Annotated in this window: 24 protein-coding genes and 1 pseudogene; 24 read left to right on the top strand and 1 reads right to left on the bottom strand. The window is 60.8% G+C overall.

The genetic code is table 11. The features are described 5' to 3' along the window. Window positions 1-17: 17 nt before the first annotated feature. Window positions 18-1778 carry a terminase ATPase subunit family protein gene (locus tag LOY50_RS09790; RefSeq protein WP_258690737.1) on the bottom strand — a complete coding sequence of 587 codons (1761 nt, stop codon included), beginning with the start codon at window positions 1776-1778 and terminating at the stop codon, window positions 18-20. 167 nt (window positions 1779-1945) lie between these two features. On the opposite strand from LOY50_RS09790, the gene LOY50_RS09785 reads away from it, so the two are divergent. From LOY50_RS09785 to LOY50_RS09670, 24 genes and pseudogenes are all read left to right on the top strand, one after another. Beyond that, complete coding sequence (locus LOY50_RS09785) at window positions 1946-2776, top strand: GPO family capsid scaffolding protein (protein ID WP_258690736.1); 831 nt, start codon at window positions 1946-1948, stop codon at window positions 2774-2776. A gap of 43 nt (window positions 2777-2819) precedes the next feature. Further along, a complete protein-coding gene (locus LOY50_RS09780; protein ID WP_258690735.1) occupies window positions 2820-3827 on the top strand; it encodes a phage major capsid protein, P2 family in 1008 nt (335 codons plus the stop codon). A gap of 10 nt (window positions 3828-3837) precedes the next feature. After that, window positions 3838-4536 (top strand): terminase endonuclease subunit, encoded by a 699-nt coding sequence (locus LOY50_RS09775; protein WP_258690734.1) that lies wholly within the window; start codon window positions 3838-3840, stop codon window positions 4534-4536. 104 nt (window positions 4537-4640) lie between these two features. Then, window positions 4641-5102, top strand: coding sequence for a head completion/stabilization protein (locus LOY50_RS09770; RefSeq protein WP_258690733.1), 462 nt, complete (start codon window positions 4641-4643; stop codon window positions 5100-5102). After that, entirely contained in the window at window positions 5102-5314 is a 213-nt protein-coding gene (locus LOY50_RS09765; protein WP_003199765.1) for a tail protein X, read from the top strand. Before LOY50_RS09770 ends, LOY50_RS09765 begins: the two co-directional genes overlap by 1 nt. Window positions 5315-5359: 45 nt before the next feature. Next, window positions 5360-5683, top strand: coding sequence for a phage holin, lambda family (locus LOY50_RS09760; RefSeq protein ID WP_258690732.1), 324 nt, complete (start codon window positions 5360-5362; stop codon window positions 5681-5683). Beyond that, window positions 5680-6522: an N-acetylmuramidase family protein gene (locus LOY50_RS09755; protein ID WP_258690731.1), complete on the top strand. Its 843-nt coding sequence runs from the start codon at window positions 5680-5682 to the stop codon at window positions 6520-6522. Before LOY50_RS09760 ends, LOY50_RS09755 begins: the two co-directional genes overlap by 4 nt. After that, entirely contained in the window at window positions 6519-6725 is a 207-nt protein-coding gene (locus LOY50_RS09750; RefSeq protein ID WP_258690730.1) for a hypothetical protein, read from the top strand. The genes LOY50_RS09755 and LOY50_RS09750 overlap by 4 nt, the downstream gene beginning before the upstream one ends. Next, complete coding sequence (gene lysB, locus LOY50_RS09745; RefSeq protein WP_258690729.1) at window positions 6722-7165, top strand: Rz-like lysis system protein LysB; 444 nt, start codon at window positions 6722-6724, stop codon at window positions 7163-7165. The genes LOY50_RS09750 and lysB overlap by 4 nt, the downstream gene beginning before the upstream one ends. Continuing rightward, a pseudogene (gene lysC / locus LOY50_RS09740) lies at window positions 7077-7265 on the top strand (Rz1-like lysis system protein LysC); the annotation flags it as partial. The gene lysB and the pseudogene lysC, both read left to right, overlap by 89 nt. Continuing rightward, entirely contained in the window at window positions 7262-7738 is a 477-nt protein-coding gene (locus tag LOY50_RS09735; RefSeq protein ID WP_258690728.1) for a phage tail protein, read from the top strand. The pseudogene lysC and the gene LOY50_RS09735, both read left to right, overlap by 4 nt. Beyond that, window positions 7735-8199, top strand: a complete 465-nt coding sequence (locus tag LOY50_RS09730; RefSeq protein ID WP_258691219.1) for a phage virion morphogenesis protein — start codon at window positions 7735-7737, stop codon at window positions 8197-8199. Before LOY50_RS09735 ends, LOY50_RS09730 begins: the two co-directional genes overlap by 4 nt. Before the next feature lie 99 nt (window positions 8200-8298). Next, window positions 8299-9018: a DUF4145 domain-containing protein gene (locus LOY50_RS09725; RefSeq protein ID WP_258690727.1), complete on the top strand. Its 720-nt coding sequence runs from the start codon at window positions 8299-8301 to the stop codon at window positions 9016-9018. A gap of 75 nt (window positions 9019-9093) precedes the next feature. Then, window positions 9094-9666 (top strand): phage baseplate assembly protein V, encoded by a 573-nt coding sequence (locus LOY50_RS09720; RefSeq protein WP_258690726.1) that lies wholly within the window; start codon window positions 9094-9096, stop codon window positions 9664-9666. Then, the gene (locus LOY50_RS09715; protein ID WP_258690725.1) at window positions 9663-10007 is read left to right on the top strand and encodes a GPW/gp25 family protein; all 345 of its coding nucleotides are present in this window, start codon (window positions 9663-9665) and stop codon (window positions 10005-10007) included. Before LOY50_RS09720 ends, LOY50_RS09715 begins: the two co-directional genes overlap by 4 nt. Next, complete coding sequence (locus LOY50_RS09710; RefSeq protein ID WP_258690724.1) at window positions 10004-10915, top strand: baseplate J/gp47 family protein; 912 nt, start codon at window positions 10004-10006, stop codon at window positions 10913-10915. Before LOY50_RS09715 ends, LOY50_RS09710 begins: the two co-directional genes overlap by 4 nt. Then, window positions 10915-11532, top strand: a complete 618-nt coding sequence (locus LOY50_RS09705; protein ID WP_258690723.1) for a phage tail protein I — start codon at window positions 10915-10917, stop codon at window positions 11530-11532. Before LOY50_RS09710 ends, LOY50_RS09705 begins: the two co-directional genes overlap by 1 nt. Next, window positions 11529-13430: a phage tail protein gene (locus LOY50_RS09700; RefSeq protein ID WP_258690722.1), complete on the top strand. Its 1902-nt coding sequence runs from the start codon at window positions 11529-11531 to the stop codon at window positions 13428-13430. Before LOY50_RS09705 ends, LOY50_RS09700 begins: the two co-directional genes overlap by 4 nt. Before the next feature lies 1 nt (window position 13431). Next, on the top strand, window positions 13432-13860 hold the full coding sequence (locus LOY50_RS09695; RefSeq protein ID WP_258690721.1) for a phage tail assembly chaperone: 429 nt from the start codon (window positions 13432-13434) through the stop codon (window positions 13858-13860). Between the two features lie 111 nt (window positions 13861-13971). Continuing rightward, entirely contained in the window at window positions 13972-15141 is a 1170-nt protein-coding gene (locus tag LOY50_RS09690; protein WP_258690720.1) for a phage tail sheath protein, read from the top strand. Window positions 15142-15198: 57 nt separating this feature from the next. Further along, entirely contained in the window at window positions 15199-15714 is a 516-nt protein-coding gene (locus LOY50_RS09685; protein WP_214508931.1) for a phage major tail tube protein, read from the top strand. Window positions 15715-15764: 50 nt separating this feature from the next. Next, window positions 15765-16094, top strand: a complete 330-nt coding sequence (locus LOY50_RS09680) for a phage tail assembly protein (protein ID WP_258690719.1) — start codon at window positions 15765-15767, stop codon at window positions 16092-16094. An 8-nt stretch (window positions 16095-16102) separates the two neighbouring features. Beyond that, window positions 16103-16222 carry a GpE family phage tail protein gene (locus LOY50_RS09675; protein ID WP_003183333.1) on the top strand — a complete coding sequence of 40 codons (120 nt, stop codon included), beginning with the start codon at window positions 16103-16105 and terminating at the stop codon, window positions 16220-16222. Further along, a complete protein-coding gene (locus tag LOY50_RS09670) occupies window positions 16212-19157 on the top strand; it encodes a phage tail tape measure protein (protein WP_258690718.1) in 2946 nt (981 codons plus the stop codon). The genes LOY50_RS09675 and LOY50_RS09670 overlap by 11 nt, the downstream gene beginning before the upstream one ends. Window positions 19158-19159 lie beyond the last annotated feature (2 nt).

Genomic DNA, 19159 nt, shown 5'->3' with positions numbered 1-19159 from the left:
GCTGGCGAGTTGTTCGGTCATGTGAAAATCTCCATTCGCCCGGTATTGGCAGCGGTCTGCCCTTCGAGCGGTTCGTTCTGCAATGCGTGGAAGAGCGCCCAGGCCAGGTCGGCATGGCCGGTGTTGTCGTTGCGGCCGGCGGTGTAGGTGAACTGCCGGCCACCTGCGGTGATGGTTTTGCGAATAGCCATGAGCGACTGGGCCATGTCGGTCCAGCCGGCGTCGAACTCCAACCGGCCCTTGTGAATCACGTCGTAGGCCTTTAGCACCAGGCGGGTTTTCACCTCGGGCGAGTAGCTGAAGGTGGTCACCGCCGGGAAAAACTGGCGCACCAGCTGGGCTACGCCGCTGCCCAGACCGGTGACGTCGATGCCGATGTAGGTGACCCAGTAGCGGTCGCACACGCCCTTGATGGCGGCGGCCTGGGCGGCGAAGTCCATGCCGCGAAATTGATGGCGCTCGAGCACGCGGAACTTGCCGCCGGGCACCAGGGGCGGCGCGACCACCACCAGGCCGGAACAATCGCCCGTCTCGGCTGGGTCATAGCCGACCCATACCTGACGGTCGCCGAACGGGCGCATGGCGAAAGGTTTGTAGTCCTCGGCCCACTCCACCCAGCTATCGACCATGCAAGACTGCAACACCGACAGCGGGAAGATGCTCGCGCCGTCATCGACGAACTCGCACATCAGCAGGTTGGCGAAGGCCTCGGGGCTGTACTCCCGGCGCAACTCTTCGATGTCGAACAGATCGCACCCGCCCCGCTCGGCGTCGAGGATCGTGACGATCTGGCGCCATAACCGGTCCTCGCAGAACCGACCCTGCTGGAGTGCGCCGTGGGACACGTCCACCTTGGTGTGCTGCGCGGCGGGTTTGCCCTTGTTGAAGCGCTCGCCGGTCCAGAAGGTGTAGGCCTCGTGGGCCATGCTCGACGGTGTGGAGAAATAGGTTTTGCGCCACTTCTTGTGCATCGCCATGCCCGAGGCGACCTTGTTCAACTCCTCAAACTTGAACGTCCAGAAGAATTCGTCGAAGTAGAAATTGCCGTGATAGCCCTGGGCGGTGCGGGCGTTGGTCCCGAGGAAAAACAGCTCGGCGCCGTTGGGCAGCACAATCGGGTCACCGGTCAGCTCAACGCCGATGACTTCCCGGGCGAAGGCCTGGATGTAGCCACGGAACAGGTAGGCCTGGTTCTTCGAAGCCGACAGAAAAATCTGATTGCGACCGGTGTCCAGGGCATCGATAAACGCCTCGCGAGCGAAGTAATACGTGGCGCCGATCTGCCGACTCTTGAGGATGACGCGGGTGCGTTGGTTGCCGGCCCGGTACCAATCTTTCTGGTAGTCGAAACAGCCGTCGATGAACGCCTCGCGCAGCAGCTCGATCTGGTCTTCGCTGATGTCGTTCTTCGGTGACTTTTTCTTCGGCCCCTCGTTGCGCTTGGCGAGGTTCGGGTTGAGGTCGGTTTCGGTGCCGCCGCCCTGGAAACGCTGAATGCGGGCCTGGCGTTCAAGCTGTCGATGCAGCAGATCGATCTCTTTGAAATCGCCGCCGGTCTTGTTGTCCTTGAGGATCAACTGCACCAAGCGCGCTTCCAGGGCGCCACCGATGCGTTCAACATTGTCGGCCCGGTCCCACTCGTCGCGGGCCTTCCAGCTGTGTAGCGTTTTTTCCTTTTCGCCCGTAGCCTCGGCAATCTCGCAGATGCGCCAACCCATCCAGTACAGGAACTTGGATTGGCGTCGTGGATCGATAGGCAGCAGGCAGGTCGTCGTCATGGCCGAGATGCTGCCGCCCAAGGCGACGACTCAATAGCGCCGCCCCTTGTACCCTCCCCGCCTACAGTCCCGCCTCGTTGCCGCCGCTCGCGCCCGTGACGACCATGCCCCTCATTGCAACGCACTGCTCAACCCAGCAGGCGCCCCACGCACTGAGGATTCCCGGCATGAAGAAGTTTCGCAGCAACTGGTTCCGCGTCGCCGTCGAGGGCGCTACTTCGGACAAGCGCACCATCAAACGCAGCTGGCTGGAACAGGCCGCCAAGAACTTCAACCCGTCTACCTACGGCGCCCGTATTTGGCTGGAGCATTTCCGCAGCCTGTTGCCCGATAGCCCGTTCAAGGCCTACGGCGATGTCCTGGCCGTGAAGGCCGAAGAGGTGGACATCAACGGCCAGAAAAAACTGGCCCTGTTCGCCCAAGTTGAGCCCACCCCAGAGCTGATCGCCATGAACAAGGCGAAACAGAAGATCTACACCTCTATCGAAATCGACGACAGCTTTGCCGACACCGGCGAGGCCTACATCGTTGGCCTGGCGGTCACTGACTCGCCCGCCAGCCTGGGCACCGACGTCCTGGCGTTCTCAGCCCAGAAACCTGACGCCAGCCCCTTCAAGGATCGCCACTACTCGGCAACGTCGATGTTTACCGAGGCGGTGGAAGCCGAGTTGAAGTTCGAGGAAATCGAAGAGAAGCCCAGCATCGGCGCCCAGTTGTTCAACAAGGTGCAAGCGCTGCTGACCGGCAAGCAGGCCAAGGACGACACCGAGTTCGCCCAGATCGGCGAAGCCGTCGAAGCCATCGCCGAACACGTCAAGGATCTACCCGACCAACTGGCCGCCGAAAAGAAATTCTCGGCGGGGCTGAAAACCCAGCTCGACCAGGTCAGCACGGAACTCACGGAGCTGAAAAACAAGCTCTCCACCACCCAGGACCACAGCCAGAAAACGCGCCCGCCTGTAACCGGCGGCAATGACCTGGTCGTGACCGACTGCTGACAGTCAGCCCAACCACAGCCCCGAATCATGAAGGACGATCAACATGCGTAACGACACCCGAGTACTGTTCAACGCCTACCTGCAACAACTGGCGCAGCTGCATGGGGTGACTGACGTCACCACCAAATTCACCGCAGACCCAAGCGTCGCCCAGACCTTGGAAACCCGCATGCAGGAATCCAGCGCGTTCCTCAGCGCAATCAACTTCTACCCCGTATCGGAACAGTCGGGTGAAAAGATTGGCATCGGTATCGACGGCACCATTGCCAGCACTACCGACACCACCGTCAAAGACCGCGAACCACGCGATCCAAGCGGCCTGGACGACCGTGGGTACACCTGCACCCAAACCAACTTCGATACCGGTCTGCGCTATCAGAAGCTGGACCAGTGGGCCAAGTTCAAGGACTTCCAGGCACGCATCCGCGACGCCATCATCAAAGCCCAGGCCCTCAACCGGATCATGATTGGCTGGAACGGGATCAGCCGTGCCGCTACATCCAACCCGCTCACCAACCCGCTGTTGCAGGACGTCAACATCGGCTGGCTTCAGAAAATGCGCCTGGAGAACCCCGCCCGGGTTCTGGATGAGGTAGTGGCCGGTAGCGGCAAAATCGAAATCGGCTCCGGCAAGGATTTCGAAAACATCGACGCCCTGGTCGTTAGCATGGTCAACGAGTTCATCGAGCCTTGGTATCAGGAGGACACCGAACTGGTGGTCATCTGCGGTCGCCAACTGCTGGCCGACAAGTATTTCCCGATCATCAACAAGGTCCAGGCGCCGACCGAAATGCTGGCGGCCGACATCGTCACCAGTCAAAAACGGCTCGGCAACCTGCCAGCGGTACGCGTGCCGCACTTCCCGGCCAACGGCCTGCTGGTGACCCGCCTGGATAACCTGTCGTTGTACTGGCAGGAAGGTACCCGCCGCCGCACCGTTGTGGACAACGCCAAGCGCGACCGCATCGAGAACTACGAATCGGTGAACGAAAGCTACGTCATCGAAGACCTGGGCTGCGCGGCCATGGCCGAAAACATCACCCTGAACTGAGGCGGCCACCATGACCAACCCCTGCCGCCGCCATTTTGAACGTGTCACTGCCGCCATTGAGGCGGCAGCGACCGAACCCACCCAAACCATGGCCGGCGCTACAGCCTACGAACACCAGCTCAACCAACTGCTGCAAGACCGCCTGCGCCTGAAACAGGTCCAGTCCAACCAGGGCAAGGCCGAACTCAAGCGCCAGTTGCTGCCGAGCTATGAATCCTACGTGCAAGGTGTGCTGGAAGGCGGCCAGGGCGCGCAGGACGAGGTACTGACCACCGTCATGGTCTGGCGCTTCGATGCCGGTGACTTCACCGGAGGGCTCGACATCGCGACCTACGTGCTGGAACACAAGATGGTCATGCCCGACCGCTTCGCCCGCACCTTGGGTTGCCTGGTAGCCGAGGAAGTCGCCACGGCAGCCTTCAAGGCTCAGAAGGTTGGCGAATCGTTCGACCTGGCGATCCTGCACCGCACCGCCGAACTCACCGACGCCGAAGACATGCCCGACCAGGCCCGCGCCAAGCTGTTTCTCGCCATGGGCCGCGCCACGTTGGAAGGCATCACCGAGGAGGCCCCGGGCCAACCCGGCAAGGTCCAGGCCGGTGTGGATCTACTGAAAAAAGCTATCGCCCTGCACGACGCCTGCGGTGGCAAGAAAGATCTGGAGCGGGCCGAACGCCTGCTCAACAAACTTGCCGGCACTGCCGGCTAACCGAGCGTCCCCACGCACCCCGCCGGCTCGGGGCGGATCGGCCAGGCCGCTCCTCCTGAACGTGAAGCCCCGACCACCGGCGACCTATTTTTGAGTGCTGTTCCATGAGCGGATTCGTAGCCAGCGGCCCCGTCGCCAGCGGCCATATCAACACCGACGCCTTCTGGCCCTCGATTGATCTCGACGAGCTGCGAGCCACCCTGCGGATCGATGCCAGCGTCACCGCGCCACGTTTGGAAACCGCCGCTGTTGCCGCCGCCATCAGCGTCAATCGCGAGCTGAGCGGATGGCGCGCCATCCAACAAGCCGCAGGCCATGCCGAACTGGCAGACGTTCCCGGCGAAAAAATCAACGACGTATCTGTCCTGGTGCACCTCTACCGCCGCGCCATCGAAGCCGCCACCGGCGCCGAAGTGTGTGAGCGTTACCGCTCCTACGACAGCACCAACAACGGCAACCAGAACGCCGAAGACCTCACGCCAAACATTGACGATTACCGCCGCGACTTGCGCTGGGCTGTGCGTGACTTCCTTGGCATCAACCGCACCACCGTGGAGCTGATCTGATGCCCGTCACCGTCCGCGCCTTTCAAAACGACACCGTTGACGCGTTGTGCTGGCGTCACTACGGCCGCACCGCTGGCGTAACCGAAGCGGTACTCGAAGCCAACCCCGGTCTGGCCGACTACGGGCCGATCCTGCCCCAAGGCTTGGCCGTGCAGATGCCCGAAGCCCAGACGGCTGCGCCACAGCGGCAGATGGTGAACCTATGGGACTGATCAACCTGCAACGAGCCCACGAACCCACCAACCCTGGATTACGGAATGAAGCGCATGCCTGAACGTCCCGACACCTGGGCCTGGCTCGCCGCCTGGCTCGAACAAAACTGGCCTGCCCTTTATGCGGGGATCCTGGGTCTGACCATCGCAGCGCTACGGATTATGTATGGCGGCGGCACCTTGCGGCGGATGGCAGTCGAGGCCCCCCTTTGCGGCGCCCTGGCACTGGCCGCCAGTCATGGCTTGGCGCTGCTCGGTATCCCCGCCTCAACCGCACCGTTCTTCGGTGGGGTAATCGGTTTGCTTGGAGTCGAGGGGACTCGCGCCGCTGCCAAGAAGTTTTTCACTCGCAAGGTAGAACAGCTATGACGACGCTTCGCCACGGCGACCGCTCCCAGGCGGTGCGCATCCTGCAAAAAGGCCTGAACGACCACGGCGCCGCGCTGGTGGTGGATGGCGACTATGGCGATTCCACCGAGGCCGCCGTGCGGGCGTATCAGTTGAAAGTCGGCTTGGTCGCCGATGGCGTTGCCGGCGAAAAGACCCAGGCCAGCCTGGCCGGCGGAAACTGCCAGCTCCTGTTGAAAAACGAAGACCTGGTGCAGGCCGCGCAGGTACTCGACGTTCCGCTGGCGAGCGTCTACGCCGTCAACGAGGTTGAATCAAAGGGCAAGGGCTTCTTGGCGAATGGCAAGCCGGTGATTCTGTTCGAGCGGCACATCATGTACCGCCAGCTCGCCACGCCGCGCCATGAAGGCGACAACCCCGACGAACTCAAGCGCCACGCCGACCAACTGGCCGCCGCCAATCCGTCCATCGTCAACCCGAAGTCCGGCGGTTATGCCGGCGGCACTGCTGAGCACCAGCGCCTGAGCCATGCGCGTCTGATCGATGACACCGCCGCGCTGGAGTCCGCCTCCTGGGGCGCGTTCCAGATCATGGGCTTTCACTGGCAGCGTCTGGGCTATGCCAGCGTGCAAGCGCTGGTCGAGGACATGAGCGCAGGCGAGTCTCAACAGTTCGCCGCCTTCGTGCGTTTCATCCAGACCGACCCGGTGCTGCATAAGGCGTTGAAAGGCCGTAAATGGGCCGAATTCGCCAAACTCTACAACGGCCCTGACTACCAGCGGAACCTGTACGACATCAAGCTCCAGCGGGCCTATGAACGGCACGCTGAGTGCGGTTGCGGCCAGGCGGTGGCGGCATGATCGATCTGGAGGCGGTGCGCAAACTGGATGTCCAGGACGGCAACCTGTTGGTGGTGCCGGAAAATACTGAGCAAGCCGATATGGAGCTGCTGTGCGAAGCCCTGGCCTACATGACACCCGGTTGTCGGGTAGTCATCGTGCGAGGTCCGGTGGAGCTGTTGGACGTCGGCAGCATGAACAAACTGGGCTGGTACCGCGCATGAGCACCCTGCGCCAGGCGCTGTACGGCGTCGCCCTGCTGGGCGCCCTGGCTCTGCTGATCTGGGGCCAGGAACAGCGCCTCACCGTAGCCGAGAAGAACACCGAGTTGGCGGAGAAGGACACCAAAACCGCACGCGCTGAAGCTGACAGGCTGCGCACCACGGTCGGCACGCTGCAAACCACCCTGAACGCCGAACGCGTTGCCCAAGCAGCCCTGCGGACCCAGCAGGATCAGCTACGCCAGGGCCTGGCAAAGCGCGAGCAAACCATCGAGGCGCTGAAACGTGAAAACGAAGACCTTCGCAACTGGGCTGACCAGCCTTTGCCTGAGCTTGCTCGCCGGCTGCGCGAGCGCCCCGCCCTCACCGGCGCCGACGCTTATCGTCAGTGGTTGTCCGGCCGTGGTGCCCTGCACCCTGCCGGCGACAAGCCCACTCAATAACGGCGATCAGCTCACCGACCAGGACCGCATCGAAGCCGCATGGGCTGAATGCGCCGGCCAGGTAGACATGGTGTTCAACCATCAACAGGCGGCCCCATGAACAAACCCGAAAGCCTGCGCGCCCATTTGCTGAGCACAGTGTCCGAACTCAAGCACAACCCCGACCGGCTGCTGATCTTCATCGACAACGGCAAAATCCGCTGCACCGCGGCTGCCTCGCTGTCGTTCGAATACAGCTTTGATTTACAGGTCATCCTCACCGACTACGCCGGTCACCCCGACAGCGTGATGTTGCCGTTGCTGGGCTGGCTGAGCGTGAACCAGTCCGAGCTGCTGGAGAACTTGAACAAGTCCGCCGAGGGCATTCAGTTCGAGGCAGACATCCTGGACAACAGCAAGGTGGACCTGAGCCTGACACTGCCGCTGACCGAGCGTGTGGTTGTGGGGAAAGACGCCGACGGCAATACCACCATCCACCATCCTGGCGAACCCAAGCAGGTGGCCGCATTCCTTGACCCGGCGTGGATACCTGGTGCCCAAGGCACCGGCAGTGAATGGGTCGTGCCGAAGTGACCAACCGATTAGAAACGCTGGAGGATTGGGCAGCCGGCCTGCTGGGACAACTGGAACCGGCATCGCGCAACAAACTGGCCCGCAGCATCGGCCAGGCCCTGCGGCGCAGCCAGCAACAGCGAATCATTGCCCAGCGCAACCCGGACGGGAGCAAGTACGCGCCGCGAAAGCAGCGCAACCTGCGGGCGAAGCAAGGCCGAGTGAAGCGAAAGGTGCAGATGTTTCAGAAGCTGCGCACGGCGAGCTTTTTGAAGGTTCAAGGTGGTGGAAATGCGATAAGCGTCGGGTTCACGGGACGAATTGCACGCATTGCCCGGGTGCACCAGTACGGCCTGAAAGATCGAGCTGAACGCGGGGCACCTGACGTGAAATATGAGCAGAGGGAAGTGCTTGGTTTAACCGATGCCGACCTGGATCTAATTCGGGATCAGATGCTTGCTTACTTCACGGCTCGGACGTAAGAGTTTTCCCTCAATGATATTTTCATTTTAGTTCGAAAAGAGGTAAAAGCTATCCGGGTCGCAGTCGAAATTGTCAATGGTGAGGGAGTCACTTAAGAGATGACAAAAACTTTCAAGGCACATTGCCCCCGTTGCGATGGAGAAAGGACCTGCTTTATTCATGGTGAGTTCGAGCGGCGTTGGGATTCGGTCGATGAACAGCACCCAATGTGGGGGCAGAGCGATTACAAATTGGCACAGTGCCGAGGCTGCGAAGAAGTTTTTTTTCATCAAAGTAGCTGGGACTCAGAGAACTGGGACTTCGAATACGATCCAAAAACAGGACAAGATATCGCTGTCAATCCATGCACAATTACTACTTTTCCAACGCCGGAAAAAAAAAGCAAAAAGCCGGATTGGGTGTGGGACATTGCGAAAATCGACCCTCAGTTATTTACGATCTTGAACGAGATGTATCAAGCATATGAACAAGACTCGTTCATTCTGGCTTCAGTAGGCTTGAGAACAGCGTTTGACCGTTCCACGGAAGTTCTTAAAGTTGACCCTGCACTCAGTTTAGAGGCGAAAGTTAAGCATCTTCTTGAAGTTGGTTTTATAGGGGAAACTGAATCGGAAACGCTAGCGGTAGTGACCGATGCAGGTAGTGCTGCCGCTCATAGAGCCTGGTCACCAAATCAAGACGAGTTCCAAACACTGCTGATCACGCTTGAACAGTTCATTTATCGGACTGTGATCAGTGGGAAAGCAGCCTTAGCCGTCGCTAAAAACATACCTGCCCGCCCCCCTCGAGCCCCTAAGACCCCAAAAGCAAAACCCTAAACATAATCCTGTAAATCTTCGCTCTACAACTCTTCGAAGCTGCACTCCCGCACGCATGGCGCCACCATCGGCGCCATGAACGACTTAGCCACCCTCGCCCGCCTGATCGAAAACCTCATCCGCTTCGGCACCATCGCTGCCGTCCAGATGCAACCCCCGCGTGTGCAGGTCAAAACCGGAACCCTGACCACTGCCTGGCTGCCGTGGATCGCCCTGCGGGCCGGCGCCGACCGGGAATGGAACCCTCCGACGGTCAACGAACAAGTTCTGCTGTTCAGCCCCTCGGGCCAACTCGGCAACGGTGTCGCCCTGACCGGGCTTTTCAGCGACCAGATCCCCGCCAACGGCGACCGCGAAGGCCTACACCGCGCCACCTACCGCGACGGCACGGTGATCGAGTACGACAGCGTAGCTCACCATCTCGACGCCACACTCACCGATGGTGGCACCACCAACCTGGTCAGCACCGGCGGCATCAACATCGTCGGAAACATCACGCACCAGGGCGATTACACCCAGACCGGCAACCAGAACGTCACCGGTAAGGTCACCGTCTCGGTAGACGTGGTAGCCGCCGGCATCAGCCTGGTGAAACACCCGCACGGCGGCGTTATGCCTGGCAGCGGCAAGACGGGGAAACCGGAATGAACCGACACACCGGCGCCGCCATCAGCACCGAGGAAAGCATCGCCCAATCCATGAGCGACATCCTCAGCACGCGCATTGGTACCCGGGTCATGCGCCGCGAATACGGCAGCCTACTGCCTGAGCTGGTGGACCACCCGTTCAACGATGTCACCCGGTTGCAGGTGTACGCGGCCACGGTCATGGCGCTGATGCGCTGGGAGCCGCGTATCAGCTTGAGCCGCGTGCAGTTCCAGGGCGCCACGCTGCAAGGTCAATCCTCATTGGATATCGAGGGCAGCATCGTCGATAGCAACGAGCCGCTGAGCCTGAGCGTGCCTCTGAACTTGGGGGGGAGCGCATGAACTCATTCGTCGCGATTGACCTGGGCCAGCTCCCCGCGCCCGAGGTCGTTGAGCAGGTCGATTACGAGCAGATCCTCACCGAGCGCAAGGCCTACGCCATCGGCCTCTGGCCGGTCGAGGAACAAGCCGAGATCGCGGCACGGCTTGAGCTGGAATCTGAGCCCCTGACCAAACTGCTCCAGGAGAACGCCTATCGCGAGACGGTGTGGCGCCAGCGCGTCAATGAGGCGTCTGTCGCCAACATGCTGGCCCTCGCCAAGGGCAGCGACCTAGAGAACCTGGCCGGCAACTTCAACGTCAAGCGCCTGGTCATCCAGGCCGCCAAGCCCTCGGCCGTGCCGCCGGTCCCGTTGCTGATGGAAAGCGACGACAGCCTGCGGGAGCGGGCTCAAATGGCATGGGAAGGCCTCAGCACCGCCGGCCCGCGCAACAGCTATATCTTTCATGCGCGCTCTGCCGACGGCCAGGTTGCCGACGCCACTGCCGAAAGTCCCGCCCCGGCCGAGGCCGTGGTGACGGTGCAATCGATCCTGGGTGACGGCACCGCCTCGCCCGCGCTGCTGGCAAAGGTCAATGCCTACCTCAGCGACGACGACCGCCGCCCTGTCGCGGATCGGCTCACCGTGCAAAGCGCGCAGGTCATCAACTACCAGGTCAAGGCCAAGCTGTTTCTTTCGACGTCCGGCCCTGAGAGCGAGTTGATTCTCGCGGCGGCCAATGCGCAGTTGCTGGCTTTCGTGCACCAACGGCGCCGCCTGGGCTTGGAGGTTTCGGAATCGATTATCCACGCCTCGCTGCACGTTGAGGGCGTGCGCAAGGTCGTGCTGGAGAACTGGGCGGACATCGTTGCCACGAAGTACCAGGCTCCCTACTGCACGGCCGTTGATTTGGCGCTGGGGGTTGAATAATGACTGACGCGCCCCTTCTCCCAAGCAATTCGACGCCGTTGGAGCGCCAAGCGGCGCAGGCGCTGGCCCAGATCCAGCGTGTACCGATTCCGTTGCGCACGCTGTACAACCCCGACCTTTGCCCACTGCCCCTTTTGCCCTACCTGGCCTGGGCTTTCTCCGTGGATCGCTGGGACAGCAAGTGGACCGAAGCGGCCAAGCGCGCCGCCATCCGCAGCGCGTACTACATCCATTCGCGCAAGGGCACTATCGGCTCTCTACGCCGTGTCGTTGAACCCCTCGGCTACCTGATTGAAATCATCGAATGGTGGCAGACCGTTCCGGTCGGCCCTCGCGCCACCTTCAAGCTCAAGGTCGGCGTGCTCGACACCGGTATCACCGAAGAGATGTACCAGGAACTCACCTGGTTGATCGACGACGCCAAGCCCCTGACACGCCACCTCACCGGGCTCGCCATCAGCCTGGAAACCACCGGTTCAGTTCATATCGGCGCCTGCATCACTGAGGGCGACGAGATTGATATCTACCCACCCACACAGCGAGACATCGAGGTCACGGGCTACATCCACCAGGGCGGCCGTGAACACCAGATCGACACCATGGACATCTACCCATGACAGACCAGAACAGCCAGTTTTTCGCCATCCTCACTGCCATCGGCAAGGCCAAGCAGGCCAACGCGGACGCCCTGGGCGTGCCCTGGACATTCGCGCAAATGGGCGTAGGCGATGCCAACGACACGGAGCCAATGCCCAACGAGCAGCAGACACAGTTGATCAACGAGCGCCGACGTGCCCCGCTGAATCAGCTCAAGGTTGACCCAGCCAACCCGAACATCATCATTGCCGAACAGGTCATCCCCGAGAACGTCGGTGGCTGGTGGATTCGTGAAGTGGGGCTGTACGACGTCGCCGGTGATCTGGTGGCTGTGGCTAACTGCGCGCCGAGTTTCAAACCATTACTGACCCAAGGCTCAGGCCGCACACAAGTTGTGCGGATGAACCTGATCGTCAGCAATACGGCTAACGTGGAACTGAAGATCGATCCCTCAGTTGTATTGGCGACACGTCAGTACGTAGATTCCAAAATTCTTGAGGAACTGTACAAGCTCGACAGCAAGCAATCAGTGCGCGTAACGACCACGGGAAATATTGCGCTGACCGGGTTGCAGGTCGTTGATGGCGTGACGCTGCTGGCTGGTGACCGGGTGTTGGTGAAGAACCAGACGGCTGCCAAGGACAACGGCATCTATGTCGCGGCTGGCTCTACTTGGCAGCGTGCTCCAGATGCCGACAGCAGCGCTGAAGTGACATCGGCGTTGCTGGTTTCCGTTGAGCAAGGTTCCAGCCAGGCCGATACCCGGTGGCAGCTGGTGACAGACGGGGCGATTGTTCTGGGCACCACGGCGCTGACTTTCCAAAACGTGACGCAGGGCTACGCACCGATCAACTCCCCTGCCCTCCAGGGAACCCCCACGGCACCTACGGCACCGGTGAGCAACAGCAGCCAGTTACTCGCCAATACTGCATTTGTACAGCGGGCCCTGGGCAACCATTCAGGCATTGGGGGGCTTGACGTAAGCACCGTCCTGACAGCCGATGCGTTCGGGAAATCCTACATCATCAACTCTGAAAGTCCGGTGAATATCACACTGCCGAAAGCAAGCACTGGGTTCAATGGCGGGGCTATATCGTTCACCAACGTATCGACCGGCAGCGCGACCATCATCCTGCAAGGTACGGACTATGTGGCAGGCATTGCACCTGGTCAGTTGGTGCTCAAGGCGCTGGACACGATCACACTTTCGACCGGTGCGGGGATCACTTGGTATGCGGAAAATGGTTCGATTCCGGACGCGTTGTCTAGCGCGTTAAAAAAACAGTCAAGTCCATTGGATCTGACTTCCGGAGCACTGATGACTGTGGGCGCTTTCGGCACCGGCCGAGGCTTCTTGAGCACCGAGGTGGACCTGAATAATTATTCAACTCCTGGGAATTATCTGACCCCCTTGTCAGGCTTGTTAAACCTGCCTCCTGGCTGGTCCCCATCGGTCCGTTATAGCCTCGTTGTCGAGGGCTACGCCAGTAACAACTATCTGGTACAGCGGATCACGGGGGGCTTATCCAGCGGTCAAACACCGATCTTTGCCGTGCGTGTCATGCAGAACGCCGCAGAGTGGACCCCTTGGCTGGTCGGGGTTACCGCTGAAGACTTCAAGCCATCAATTGGCGCGAGCGGTTATCAGCATTATCCGGGGGGGCTGATCCGTCAGTGGGGTACGTTCAGTGCAACCTCTCTCGCGAGCGGCGCCTATGTCGGACTGGTGATTACGTTACCCAAAGCTTTTCCCAACGGTCTACTTTCGGGTTCAGGAACGGTCCATAACCAGGGCTTGGCAAACGTCCAACCCCGACCTAACGGTTCGTCCAAAACGACAGTCACCGTGTGCGTGAATAACCAGTCCACAGTCGCTATGCCTACTGTGATTGGCACTTGGGAATATTGGGGGTATTGATATGGCTATTTTCTTCTGTGCCGAAACTGGCGGCTTTTATCCAGGGGAGCCTTATGGCGATGCTATCGACAAGGTCTGTGTAGAACTTGCCCAAAAGGAGTACCAGGACCTTAGAAATTCCATCGATCAAGGCAAAGAAATAATCGTCGTCAACGGTTGGCCGAAGGCCGTTGACCGGATCACACCTCCTGACCAGTTGATCGCTTTCGAGCGAAATTGGCGTGATTCAGAAATCCGAAACACAGAGTGGCTGGTAACACGACATCGCGATGAGCAGGATTTGCAGCTAACACCAACGCTGACACTGGAACGATTCTCCGAACTGCTGGCGTATCGCCAAGCGCTAAGGGACTGGCCGCAGGCAGAAGTATTTCCGGACATTGAGTTCAGGCCGGTCGCTCCGGCCTGGATCGCTGAACAACTCCAGTAAAAACCCAACCGCCTTCTGTAATGCCCCTCCCTACAAGCCCACGCGCTCGCCCAACCGGCGCGCGCGCGGCAGCCTGTGCACTGTCATCCCAATCACTGCGCAGGCAAACCCATGGCCGATTATCTTCACGGCGTGCGGGTCATCGAACTCAACGACGGCACCCGCCCCATTCGCACCATCCCCACCGCTGTTATCGGCATGGTCTGCACGGCCGACGACGCCGATGCCACCGCGTTCCCATTCGACACACCGGTACTGCTGACCAACGTCCAAACCGCCATCGGCAAAGCCGGCACCACGGGCACCCTGGCGAAGAGTCTTCAGGCCATCGCCGACCAAACCAAGCCCTACACCATCGTCGTGCGGGTGAAGGAAGGTGCCACCGAGGCAGAAACCACCAGCGCCCTGATCGGCACCACCACGGCCGAGGGCAAATACACCGGCATGAAAGCCCTGCTCGCCGCCAAGGCTCGCGTTGGCATGGTGCCGCGCATTCTCGGTGTGCCAGGCCTCGACAGCCTGCCGGTTGCCACCGCCCTGGTCACCATCGCCCAGCAGTTGCGGGCCTTCGCCTACGTCAGCGCCTGGGGCTGCAAAACGAAGGAAGAGGTGGTCGCCTATCGTGATAACTTCGGTGCCCGCGAAGCCATGGTCATCTGGCCGGAGTTCCAGAACTGGAGCACCGTCACCAACGCAACCGTCACCGCCTCGGCCGTAGCCCGGGCATTGGGTTTACGCGCCAAGATCGATCAGGAGGTGGGCTGGCACAAGACGCTGTCCAACGTCGCGGTCAACGGCGTCACCGGCATCAGCGCCGACGTGTTCTGGGATCTGCAAAACCCGGCCACGGACGCCAACTACCTCAACAGCAATGAAGTCACCACGCTCATCAACGAGGGCGGCTTCCGCTTCTGGGGTAGCCGTACCACCAGCGAAGACCCGTTGTTCGCCTTCGAGAACTACACCCGCACCGCGCAGATCCTTGCCGACACCATGGCCGAGGCGCACATGTGGGCCGTGGACAAGCCCATGCATGCCTCCCTGGTGCGCGACATCATCGAAGGGGTCAATGCCAAGTTCCGCGAGATGATCGCGGCGGGCTACCTGATCGGCGGCCAGTGCTGGTACCCGGAAGATGCCAACGATAAGGACACGCTCAAGGCCGGCAGGCTGTTCCTGGACTACGACTACACGCCGGTGCCACCGCTGGAAGACCTCACGCTGCGGCAACGCATCACCGACCGCTACTTGATCGACTTCGCCAGCAAGATCAACAGCTAACCAGGGCCTCCCCGCAAGGGGAGTTGTCCCCGCGTCAGCGCAACGGAGAACACCACCATGGCTATGCCAAGCAAACTCAAGAACCTCAACCTTTTCAACGATGCCAACAGCTACCTCGGCGTAGTCAAGACCGTCACCTTGCCGCCGCTGGGCCGCAAGATGGAAGCTTATCGCGGTGGCGGCATGAACGGCCCGGTCAAGGCCGATCTCGGCTTCTCGGATGATGGCATCCAGTTCGAATGGAAGACCGGCGGCCTGGATCTGATCGCCCTTAAACAGTTCGGCGCCGTAAACGCCTCAGGCGTCGCGTTGCGCTTCACCGGCTCGTTCCAGCAGGACGACACCGCCGAGATCAGCGCCGTTGAGGTGGTGATGCGCGGCCGGCACGAGACCATCGAAATGGGCGATGCGCAGCCGGGAGAAGACACCGAGCACAGCATCACCACTACCTGCACCTATTACAAATTGATCGTCGATAACGAAGAGATCATCGAAATCGATCTACTCAATTTCATCGAGAACGTGAACGGCGTGGACATGCTGGAAAAGCAGCGCCAAGCCCTCGGCATCTAAGCCTTCTCGCCCTGACCCAGGGCGGTTAACCCTGCAATCTGGAGCCACATATGAAACCTGAAGACACCCTCGAAGCCCTGCCGCCGATTGACGACAACACCGTCACCCTGGACACCCCGATCACCCGTGGCAAGACCGTCATCGACAGCATCACCCTGCGCAAACCGCAATCCGGCGAGCTGCGCGGTGTGCAACTGGTGGACCTGCTGAATATGGACGTGGCCACCCTCATCAAGATCTTGCCTCGCATCAGCGCACCAGGTATCACCGCGCCGGAAGTTGCCAGCATGGACCCGGCCGACCTGCTCGCCTGTGGCAGCAAGATCTCCGGTTTTTTGTTGCAGAAGTCGGTGAAGACGGACGCGTCCCTCGTTGCGTAGAAGACGCCATGGCCGACTTGGCCGTGGTTTTCCATTGGGCACCGGCTGACATGGACCAGCTAGGCCTGCAAGAACTGATGGAGTGGCGCGAACGCGCCCGGGTGCGGAGTTCCACCGATGGCGAATGACTTAAAACTTCAGGTGTTGCTCAACGCCATCGACAAGGCGAGCGGCCCCCTGAAGGCCATCAACAACGGCAGCATCGGTGCCGCCCGCGCCCTCAAGGAAGCCCGCGACCGCCTCAAGGAACTCAACACCCAGCAGAAGGACGTCAGCGCCTGGCGCACCCAGCGCGCTGCCGCCGAGCAAACCGAACAGGTCCTTGTCGCTGCCCGCGATAAAGTACGGGCGCTGTCCCAGCAGTTCGCTGCCACCGGTGCGCCGACCAAGGCAATGACCAAGGACTTTCGGGCAGCCGTTCGCGAAGCGCAGAAACTCAAGGAACAACATCGACAACAGGGCGAACAGCTCCAGGTACTGCGCAGCAAACTGCAAGGCGCCGGTATCAGCACCAAAAACCTCAGCAGCCACGAACGCCAGCTGCGCGAGCAAATCAGCGCCACCAACGCCAGCATCAGCGAACAGGGCAAACGCCTGGTCGCGTTGAATGCGCAGCAAAAGCGCCTTGCCATCGAGCGCACCAAGCTGGAAAAAACCCAGAACCTCGCCGGCAACATGGCTATGAACGGCGCCGCCGGCCTGGGTGTGGGATATGCGGCGAGTCGGCCGGTGGCTAAGGCCATCGGTGCCTTTGCGCCGAACGAAGACTCGGCCACGCAACTCAAGGTTTCGATGATGGACGACACCGGCAAGGTGTCTGAAGACTTCCAGAAAATCACCGATTTGGCGACCAAGCTGGGCGACCGCCTACCTGGTACTACGGCCGACTTTCAGGAAATGATGACCATGCTGCGGCGCCAAGGCCTCAGCGCAAAAAGCATCCTCGGCGGCACCGGCGAAGCGGCTGCGTATTTGGGCGTTCAGTTGCAGATGCCCGTAACCGCCGCGGCTGAATTTGCCGCGAAGATGCAGGACGCCACCCGAACATCCGAAAAAGACATGATGGCGCTGATGGACATTATTCAGCGGGGGTTCTACTCGGGTGTAGACCCGACCAACATGCTCCAGGGCTTCAGCAAGATCGCGCCGGTCATGGACACCATCAAAAAATCGGGCATCGACGCGGCCGCCGAGCTGGCACCGCTGCTGATCATGATGGACCAGGCTGGCATGGAAGGCGGCGCGGCCGGTAACGCCTACCGGAAGATCTTCCAGGCCGGCCTGGACAAGGACGGGATCAAGGACGTCAACAAGATCATGGAGCTGGAAGGCAAAAACATCCGCTTCAAGTTCACCGATGACAAAGGCAACTTCGCCGGCCTGGAAAACCTGTTCGCCCAGGTCGAAAAACTCAAGTCCCTGAACGACGAGGACCGCACGTCCACAATCAAGCTGCTGTTCGGGGACGACTCCGAAACCATGACCACCTTGAACACCATGATGAACAAGGGGATCGCGGGTTATCGGGAAGTGCAACAGAAGCTGCAAAACCAAGCCGACCTGCGCAAGCGGGTCAACGAACAACTCGCCACTCTCACCAACGTCATGGAGGCCGCAGAGGGCAGCTTCACCAACGCCCTGGCCGAGTTTGGCGCCGCTGTTGCGCCCGAACTGAAACAAATCATCAGCACGCTCGGGGAGGTTGCCAACAGCATCGGCGCCTGGGCTCGGGAGAACCCAAGATTGGCCGGCGGCCTGGTCAAGGTGGTAGCGGCTGTGGCCGGTCTGGCCTTCGTGTTTGGTGGCCTGGCATTGACGATGGCGAGCCTCCTCGGCCCATTCGCCATGGTGCGGTACGGCATGGGTATGTTTGGCATTCGCCTGGGCATTGTTAAGGCCCAGTTGATCGGCACGCGCACCGCAGCAGCAGGCGCCGGTGCCAACATCGGCAGGCTCGGGAAAGTCTGGCGGTCGTTGGTAGCCACTCGCTCGGCTGGTGGCTTGCTCAGTGCGTTACCTGCTTTCGTCAGCAGCGCCCGCCTAGCTGCCGCCAGCGTGCTACCGATGCTCGGCGGCGCGATCAGTGCCGTCGGTACCGCCATTATGGCGACGCCCATCGGCTGGCTGCTGGCGGCCATCGCGGCCTTGGTTGCCGCTGGTGTCCTGGTCTACAAATATTGGAACCCCATCAAGGGTTTCTTTCTCGGTTTCTGGCAAGGCCTGGTCGGTGCACTACAACCAGTCCTGGATAGTTTCGCGGGGCTCGGCCAATCGCTGCTGAACCTGGGCCAGGCCGTCATGACGCTGCCAGGTGTCGGCGCGGCCATGGAGCTTCTGGGCAGCATCGCACGCCCGCTGTTCAGTCTGATATCAGATGGCGTCAGCAGCCTGATCACCTGGTTCGGCCAGCTACTTGCGCCCGTCGAAGACGTCGGTGGCGCCGCTCAGTCAATGGGCGAGCGTTTCGGTGCAGTCATCGGCAATATGCTCAGCCTTTTGTTAGGCCTGCCTACACAGTTCGCTGAACTGGGTACGCAGATGATTCAAGGCCTGGCAAATGGCATCACCAACAGCCTGGCCGTAGCCAAGGAGGCCATCACCGGGGCAGGCGATGCGGTGATTGGTTGGTTCAAGGAAAAGCTCGACATCCACAGCCCCTCCCGTGTGTTCGCGGAGCTGGGCGGCTTCACCATGGCCGGCCTGGCCCAGGGTCTTGAGGGCAGTCAAAACGGGCCGCTGAGCGCCATGACCAGCCTGAGCAAACAACTCACGGCGGCCGGCACACTGGCCCTCGGTGCAACCGCCATGCCTCTGGCTGCCATGCCGTTGCCGCAATTCCCGGACGGGGCTGCCGCTGCCTCCTCGCTGTCGATCGATAACCGCGCACCCATCAGCCCTGCCCCGGCGCCGGTCCATGACAGCCACGACACCTACGAAATCAACATCCACACCACGCCAGGCATGGACGCCCAGGCGATCAGCCGCGCCGTGCGGGCCGAGCTGGCGCGCATCACCAGCGAAAAAGCCGCCCGCCAACGCAGCAAACTGTCAGATCTGGAGTAACC

Origin of the sequence: Pseudomonas sp. B21-010, from assembly GCF_024749325.1 — a bacterium.
Taxonomy (GTDB): Bacteria; Pseudomonadota; Gammaproteobacteria; order Pseudomonadales; family Pseudomonadaceae; genus Aquipseudomonas; species Aquipseudomonas kilonensis.
The sequence above is the reverse complement of the archived record's forward strand: the minus strand, read 5'-3'. Positions and strand labels throughout refer to the sequence as shown.